Raw genomic sequence first — 8,256 nt, 5'->3', positions numbered from 1 at the left:
AGCTTGTCGCAGCACAACTTTTTGTGGTTTTCAAAGCGGAGCTTTGTAGGGAAGGGCGCAGCCAATCCTATGAGAGATAGGTACACGCTCTAATTCTTATCTCTGTTTTTCATCCTCCTCCAAAGGATATAGAAGACGATTAGAAGAATGGGTAATATAATATATACAATAACATCAAAAGTGTTTGTAAGGTCTAAAGGGCTATTGTCATCGGGATTTCTCGTGCCTATTGGTAATTGCAGTAGTATTGGGTGTAGTGTATGTAACATTGTTTTATTTTTGAATAGCTTTTAGGTAATTTACAAAATTAAATAGACTGTTCGTTAAGTTTCATTCCATTACTTTAAGGCTGCTATGAACCAACACCAACTGGGATACGTGATAAGGTTATTTTTATGCTACATGCTAAGGCTCATTTATTTGTCTTTATCATCAATGAAATAATGGGGAGGTAACTTAATTAGGTTAGATCTAAAAAACTTGACTTGTTGTTGTGGTAAAATGTTAGGTTTAAAACTAGTTTATTAAATTGGGTCTGTTCACTCAGAAAACGATCTCGATAACTTAAAGTTGATTAACTCCAAGCTTTTTAGAAGAACATAGGCCATTATCCACTACTTTGTATTCCTAGTCATTATAAGGGTGATGCTTCCATTAGGTAGATAAAATGTGGTGGTATTATTAAATGACACGTTAGAGACGGCCACCACTTTTGGTGAATTTTGAAAGTTGTAAAGAATACTACCTCGTAGCTATAGTTCATGGTAATGATCAAGAACAAAAAATCCCGAAAAATTGATTTTTCGGGATTTCTTATTACTCCTTACCAAAGGTGCCAAGTAATTGCGTTAGCACCATTGGGTAGGTAATTGTTCAATGCTAATTATCAATTAGTACCCAGGGTTATTGGGTGCCAATTTTGGATTCTTATCAATTGCACTCTGTGGTATGGGCAATAGATTGTTCTTTGGGGCTTCAAAAGAGCGGTTCTCGATCAGGTTTTCTGGTAAGGTCATGGAAACATTATAATCTCCATTTGGCTGCGTGGTTTCAAGAACAATACCTCTCATTGCGCCCTTAAGGTCGCCATTAAGTACCTCTTTTGCGATATCCCATCGGATTATATCGTCTCTACGAAGACCTTCCATAGCGAACTCTACCCTTCTTTCATTTCTTACCAATTCTCTTAGGCTAGATTGTGTAGCATACTTCGTTCTATTAACCTTTGGCATACCAGCTCTTTCACGAACAGCGTCTAAGGCATCATATAACTCATTGTCTATCTCATTCAACTCTATTTTTGCTTCTGCTATGGTGAGCAATACTTCGGCATAACGGAAAATGAATACGTCATTCCCCATATTCCAATGTGGAGCATCTGGATTTAAATCCTTGAAGGTGGTGTACTTCTTAAAGTTATACCCAGTCTTAGACGCATTATCCGCCTTGTTAAAATAATCATTGCTGTCTTCTTCTATGGAGCGATAAACTTTATTGGCAAAAATTTGTCCTGGATAAACTACAGAAGCCCTTAAGCGGGGATCTCTATTAACATATGGATTAGCTGGGTCATACTCTCCTGCTAATTCTGCTTCTTCAATGGTTTTTCCATCGATCATTTCATAGGCATCTACCAATGACTGAGTAGGTACTACAGATGACCATCCACCAATACTATTAGGTAAATAAGGAGTATAATCGGTTCTGTATAAATCCGGAGTATATTGTACCGATAGGATTACCTCATTATTCTGCTCATTGGATGGGTCAAAAAGACCGTCAAAGGAAGGAAACAAAGAATACCCAGAAATGCTATTCGCTGTCGTTAATGCATCTTCATACTCACCAAAATAAAGGTAATACCTCATCAATAAGGCCTGTGCTGCTCCTTTGGTGGCCTTCCCTTGATCTGCCTCGGAGTAGGATTCTGGGAGAATATCAATAATGTCCTTTAATTCATCCTCAATAAACGTACGAACTTCAGCTTGGGAATTTCTCGGTACTTTGGCTTCCTCTGGGTGATCAAAATTCTCTAGGATCAACGGTACATCACCATAATTTACGGTCAATGTATAATACTTATAAGCTCTAAGGAATCGAGCTTGAGCTTTATAGATGGTCCTATCGTCTTCTGATACCGCAGTTGCGTTATCGCAATTGGCTAAGAACTCATTACACCTATTTATAGTGCTAAAGTTATAATATGAGGATCCTGGATCGGCCGCTGATAGAATTCCATTTCCAATATTGGTCCATCCTTCCCATGGGAAGTTGTTGTATGCGTTGTCTGAACCAGCATCACGATAGAAGATGTTTCCAGAACTTTCAAATTCATTGTAGCAACCGGTTAGTGCTAAATCTAGATCGTTTTTAGTCTTCCAAAAAGTGGAAGGTGAAAGGGCGTCATTGGGAGCGGTTTCCAAAAAGGAGTCGTCACATGCGCTAAATACAACGGTTATCGCTAGTAAATATATAAGTTTTCTCATTTTGAGCATATCAAATTAAAATGTTAAGTTAATTCCGATTGAATTGGTCATTACAACGGGATATCCACTACCTCTTCCGGAAGGAGCTTCTGGATCCCATCCTTTGGTATAAGGAGTAAGGGTGAATAGGTTTTGGGCGCTATAATAAACTCGTAGACGCGATATGTTCCACTCTTCCAAAATATCTGTTGGCACATTATAACCTATTTGAAGGTTTTTCAACCTTAGATAATCTGTACTTTGCAACCAATAGCTGGTGGTTGAGTTTTGAGGCATGCTGGGCCCGTAAATGTTATCTATAAGTCGAGGTACATCTGTATTGGTATTTGTTGGGGTCCAACGGTCCATAAACAATTTCAGCGGTTTTTGAGCATCTCCGTTTACAGCACCTATAGCATCAGAATCCATGTATCCGTAAGCACCCGTAGCACCTTGGAAGAGCGCCATGAAATCAAAATTCCTATACCCTAAGCTAAGATTAAAACCAAAATTTACTGGAGGTATAGATTTACCTAATAATGCTCTATCTTCAGCATCTACCTTGCCATCGCCATTGCTATCTACATAACGAAGGTCTCCTGGTTGTAATTGACTCCCGTAAATGGTATTGGTAGGCCATGAAGTGATATCTGCCTCGGTTTGATATAATCCATCTGTTTTATACCCAAACCAAGAATCTAGCGGTGTACCAAGTCTTCTGATTTTTCTTCCGTCTATTACCTGATCTGTTCCGGCCAATTTTGCCAACTCATTTTCGTTGTACGCAATGTTTCCGCCAAATTGAAAGTCGAAATCACCAAATTGATCGCGGTAATTCACGCTTAGTTCAACTCCTTGGTTATCTAGCTTTCCAACATTATCGAAAAACTTGCCTAATGCAAACTCATTAGGAGCAGGAACTTCCATGATTATACCCTCGGTCAATTTTTTATACAAATCGATGGTAACATCTATTTTTTTCAATATAGTAGCATCAAAACCAAGTCCGTAGGAAGTTGTTTTTTCCCAAATTAAAGAAGCATTTTTTGCATTTACGATAGCCGCTCCAGAATTAATGATACTATTAAATGGATAATCTTTGCCTAAGGCGAGGGTTGGAATAGTTGGGTAGTAATCGTCCAAAGCATCTTGGTTACCTAACTGTCCCCATGAAGCCCTTATTTTCAAATTACTCATAGTGTCCTTAAATCCATCAAAGAAGTTCTCCTCGGATATACGCCATCCGGCAGAGAAGGATGGGAATACTCCCACTCTGTTGTCTTTTGCAAAACGTGAAGAACCATCTGCTCTTACATTGGCCTCTACTAAATATTTGCCCATGTAGTTGTAGTTAGCTCTACCAAACCAAGACACCATGTTTAATTCACGGGTGTAACCTGAGTTTGTCATACCACTAGTTGATCCGGCATTTAAATCGGTAAGTTCATTGCTAGGGAAGTTTTCTCTATAAGCTGACGTATTCTTATAATTGTAAGACTCGGCATGGTAGCCTGCCAACAAATCTAAATTATGATCTCCATTAAATGTTTTAGAGTAATTAGCTGTTAAATCGAATGTATTACGTGTATTTGTTATAAATGTTTCGGTTAACTTTGTTGGTCCATGATATTTAGCAGGGTTGTATTGTAACTCCTTGTTTAATTCAGAATTACCCGAATCTACATTTCTATGCGACGCCGTGGCCTTAATGTTAAAGCCATCGAATAAATCAAATTGAATAGAACCTATTCCAACAAAAGTCTTGCGTTGGTAGTTAATCTGTGGACCCATATCTAGCCATGCAATAGGGTTACCATCCGAAATGGTTCCATAAGTTCCATCTTCGTTTTTGTAAGGTATCCATGGGGCAATCCTATTGGCTTGTCTAATAATCTGGTCTAAACCTCCACCTACATAGGCATTGTTAGGCTCGTAACGATCCAATTGACTATACGACATATTTAGATTAGTAGTAATCCAGTCATTGGGAGTAACGGTTAGGTTAATCCTTGCGTTATAATCTTTTTTGCCTGTGTGTTCTATAATCCCATCCTGATTTTGATAATTCAGGGAGGCGCGATAGGAGGTGTATTCCGATCCACCGGAAACAGCAAAGTTATTGGTGGTCACAAATCCGGAACCTTGGTATAGAAGGTCGTGCCAATCTGTATTAGGATGTGTAAATGGGCTACTGCCATTACGGAAAAGCTCTAAATCATTGTCGCTAAACCTAGGTGCTTTACCACTATTGGCTAAAGCTTCGTTATATAGCATAGCGTAGTCGTAAGACCCTAGATATTCTGGAAGTACAGTAGGATCTTGCCATCCAAAATCTCCTGTATAGGTTACCGTAGGCACCCCAGATTTTCCAGATTTTGTAGTAACTAAAATAACACCGTTAGCTGCTTTGGAACCATATATAGCAGCGGAAGCAGCATCCTTTAATACAGAGATACTGGCTATATCATTTGCCTGAACGTCATTTAATGAGCCTTCTACACCGTCTATTAGAACCATAGGTGAAGCTTGGTTTAGCGTTCCTGTACCTCTAATCCTAATGGTACCACCATCGTTACCAGGTAATCCTGAAGATTGGTTTACGTACACCCCAGGTAATAATCCGGAAAGTCCGGCAGATACACTAGTAATTGGTCTGGACTCCAGCATTTTGCTGTCTACAGTAGCGACCGATCCAGTAAGGTTCACCTTTTTCTGAGTACCAAATCCTACTACTACCACCTCATCTAAAAACTCAGCATCCTCAGATAGTGTGATGTTTATGGTTGTTTGGCCATTTACTGATATTTGTTGTTTGGCATAACCTAGAAAACTGATTTCTAGGATAGCATTTTCTGCAACGTTTATGGAGTAGTTTCCGTCAAAATCGCTGACCACACCATTGGTTGTACCTACTTCAACGACACTTGCTCCCGGAATGGGCATTTCGGTTCCATTTTCGGTAACCGTACCCGAAACGGTAATCCCGTTTTGGGCAAAAACATTTAAGCTACCCGCTAAGAGGAAGCAAAACAAGAAAATTTTTCTCATGAATAATTGATGTTTAGTTTAAATTGTTTGTTTCGAATTAGTTAATAAAATTGATGTTGAAATAAAATGTTGGTATTAAGATTATAGTTGTATATCGCGTTTTTAATGATTTAGCTTCATGATGAACAACGGCTATAAAATGTGATTAATTTGTTACAAAAACCTTACGTTAAGAGGTTTTTTTAGCTGTCGGCGCAAACCTACAAAGATTACAAATGGTAACAAATGATTCTCCGAAACAATGATTTATTTAACATATAACTGTATTGGAAGATATTTATCATGTGGGAAAATTGATAATTTCTCACTTTCTGACGTTTGATTTAGCAAGTATGAAGGAAAAGGTCCCCAATACTACTGAATAAAATTTAAGAATAATTATAAAGTATCGTTGATATAAATAAGTATCCCTATTTTGTCGGTAATAAAAAAAAAGATTTTTAGTGACTGAAAAACAGAAAATGCTTGGTGGAGAATCGTATGATTCTAGAGATCCGGAATTGATAGAAATGTATCATAACGCACGAAATTTATTAAAGAAATACAATAGTCTAGAATCGAGATTACTAGAAGAACGGGAGCGGATTTTAACTAAATTGTTCCATTATAAAGGTGCGGGAGTGTGGATTGAAGCGCCTTTTTATTGTGACTATGGGGAGAACATCTCCATTGATGAAAATACTTTTATCAATACCAATTGTATGTTCTTAGATAATAATAAAATAGTTGTTGGAAAAAACGGATTAATTGCTCCTTATGTGCAAATATACACGGCAAGTCATCCTTTAAAAGGTTCTGAAAGAATAATTAAATCCGGAAATAGGGTTAGGTATTTAACCTCCGCCCAACCGGTCATTATTGGTGATAATGTATGGATTGGCGGAAATTCAGTGATTTTTCCAGGGGTTACCATAGGAAATAATGTAACTATTGGAGCAGGAAGCGTGGTGACCAAAAATCTTCCTGATAATGTATTGGCATACGGAAATCCTTGTCAAATAAAAGGAGAGTTATAGTCACATAATTACCTGTCTACGCCTGCATTTCTTTAATTCTAGTAGGCATAGTTGAATTGTTATTTAGCTTCAAGGTTCTCTGGAAATTGCTTATGGATATCCTTTAGGCCCTTTTTTGCTACTTTTAAAGCTCTTAGGGTATTCTTTGATTTTTGAGAATGAGCCTCCATTCTCCTCAAAACATTTTTTAAAGTTTTGGTAGCCTCCACAATAAAAGGTCCTTTGTTTAGCATTACACATTCTGCCTGGGCGCTTATGGTGGCGTCCGAGATTTCTGCTCGTGTGGCCATTCCCTTTTTCGCCATGGTATCCAAAACTTGTGTAGCCCATACAACAGGAATTTGGGCAGCTTCACATAACCAAAGTATCTCGTTCTGCACCTCGGAAATACGTTCAAAACCGATCTCCACCGCTAAATCACCCCTCGCAATCATCACCCCAATTTTTGGTCTTTGCATCGCCCTAAAAAGTATTGCGGGTAGATTATCAAAAGCAGTACTATTCTCTATTTTAAAAATTACTCCAGTATCCTTATCGCCTAACTCTTGGAGCTCTTTATAAAGAAGGGAAACATCATCGGCATTTCTTACAAAGGAATATCCAATCATATCTGCGTGTTTCGTAACAAAGGGTAGTAACTCTAGATCTTCCGGGGTAAGGGAGGGAAGATCTAAATTGGTGTCTGGTAAATTAATTCCCTTTCCTGGACGTAGTTTTTTCTTATGTGCCTTTTTTATCCTTATGGTAGCAGTGTCGTTTTTCAATGTTTCTACTTTGGCTTCAAAGGTACCATCATCAAAAAATACCCGCTGGCCAACTTTAAGGTCATCTATAATCTGTGGTAGTGAGACTTCGATCAACGGAATACCTTTGGTCGATTTCTTTTTGGATAATAAAGGAGAATCTGGTTTTATAAGCATTAATCTAGATTTCTTGTCCAATTTTATAAAGGGCATGGAATCTAAAGGTAGTCCGGGAAGTTCTTGTGCGTAAATAGAACTGATCCGTATTTTAGGACCTGGTAGGTCCATATATATGTGGATTGGGAGTTCTAACTCCTTCTCAACACTTTTAATGTTTTTTAATATTTTTTTCCATAACTTTTCTTCCCCATGGCTTAGATTGAGTCGGGCAATGCCCATCCCTGCCACTCGAAGTCGTTTTATTAGGTTTTTGTTCGTAGCAGCTTCATCTGGCATGGTTACCATAATTTCGGTATCCCTGGATTCGCTTTCAGATTTAAAAAGGGTATTGGCGTGTTGTACCAAAAGTTTTTTACTGCCCGAAAAGCCTATCGCTTCCATATCGGTATTTTTCTTCCACGATTTACCGTTCAATAATTTTATGAGTCTTAACGCCCCAGAAACATTATCGTATACATATCCTGCACCACTGCCTAATGATGAAATTCCCAATTCCGATAACCCTTCCTGAATTTCCCTAATATCTTTACTGCGTAGTAATAGATAGCGATGTAAGTTTTTAGAACTAGTCCTATATTGAGGGTGTACGGAAGAAGCGATGCCATCGGCAATTTCTTCGTTTTCTAAAAGTCTACTGTAAATTTCCTCTAGTTGGTTTTCAAGTTTTTCTAGCTCCATAATGAGTATGGGTATTGCGTGTTATAAATAGAGTTTCCCCTAAGAATATTTTCAGTTCCAATTTCGGTCTAAAATTACAAATATTAATAATGTATAAATAGGGAAAATGAGATAGAATTTATTGGG

4 protein-coding genes are annotated in these 8,256 nt (G+C 38.1%); 1 reads left to right on the top strand and 3 read right to left on the bottom strand.

What is annotated here, in order from left to right; translation table 11 throughout:
• Window positions 1-890 precede the first annotated feature (890 nt).
• Window positions 891-2,486 carry a RagB/SusD family nutrient uptake outer membrane protein gene (locus tag G466_RS0111750; protein ID WP_026813842.1) on the bottom strand — a complete coding sequence of 532 codons (1,596 nt, stop codon included), beginning with the start codon at window positions 2,484-2,486 and terminating at the stop codon, window positions 891-893.
• A gap of 15 nt (window positions 2,487-2,501) precedes the next feature.
• Window positions 2,502-5,513, bottom strand: coding sequence for a SusC/RagA family TonB-linked outer membrane protein (locus G466_RS0111745; protein ID WP_051315631.1), 3,012 nt, complete (start codon window positions 5,511-5,513; stop codon window positions 2,502-2,504).
• Window positions 5,514-5,956: 443 nt separating this feature from the next.
• Between G466_RS0111745 and G466_RS0111740 the strand changes: the two genes are divergently transcribed.
• Window positions 5,957-6,529: a sugar O-acetyltransferase gene (locus G466_RS0111740; protein WP_026813840.1), complete on the top strand. Its 573-nt coding sequence runs from the start codon at window positions 5,957-5,959 to the stop codon at window positions 6,527-6,529.
• A 59-nt stretch (window positions 6,530-6,588) separates the two neighbouring features.
• Here the strand turns inward: G466_RS0111740 and G466_RS21910 are convergent, their stop codons facing one another.
• The gene (locus G466_RS21910) at window positions 6,589-8,130 is read right to left on the bottom strand and encodes a pyruvate kinase (RefSeq protein ID WP_051315630.1); all 1,542 of its coding nucleotides are present in this window, start codon (window positions 8,128-8,130) and stop codon (window positions 6,589-6,591) included.
• Between the last annotated feature and the right edge of the window lie 126 nt (window positions 8,131-8,256).

The sequence above is a fragment of the Arenibacter certesii DSM 19833 genome (assembly GCF_000429545.1).
GTDB lineage: Bacteria > Bacteroidota > Bacteroidia > Flavobacteriales > Flavobacteriaceae > Arenibacter > Arenibacter certesii.
Note: the sequence above shows the minus strand (reverse complement) of the source record. Positions and strands in the feature narration are given on the sequence as shown.